This window comes from Sporosarcina sp. USHLN248 (genome assembly GCF_037144575.1).
Taxonomy (GTDB): Bacteria; Bacillota; Bacilli; order Bacillales_A; family Planococcaceae; genus Sporosarcina; species Sporosarcina contaminans.
On the sequence record NZ_JBBCZC010000119.1, the window covers coordinates 1 to 284 of the forward strand.

The window sequence follows — 284 nt, forward strand, 5'->3', positions numbered from 1 at the left end:
AGCCGCCGAAGGTGGGACAGATGATTGGGGTGAAGTCGTAACAAGGTAGCCGTATCGGAAGGTGCGGCTGGATCACCTCCTTTCTAAGGATATTTACGGAATATGAACCACTGGTTCATAAGTTGACGTTTTGCGTTCAGTTTTGAAGGTTCATGGAAAAGCGGAAAACACCAGTTAGCTCAACCGGTCACTGGAGGCCTTGAGTAGAAATGCTTGCATTTCGACCAAAAGTCCGAAGTGGACGCATGAGCTGGTGTTTGGAGCTGGACAACATGATCTTTCAA

At 47.9% G+C, this 284-nt stretch carries 1 rRNA gene; it reads left to right on the forward strand.

The features are described from left to right. Positions 1-83: ribosomal RNA gene (locus tag WFH04_RS18455) — 16S ribosomal RNA — on the forward strand; the annotation flags it as partial. Positions 84-284 lie beyond the last annotated feature (201 nt).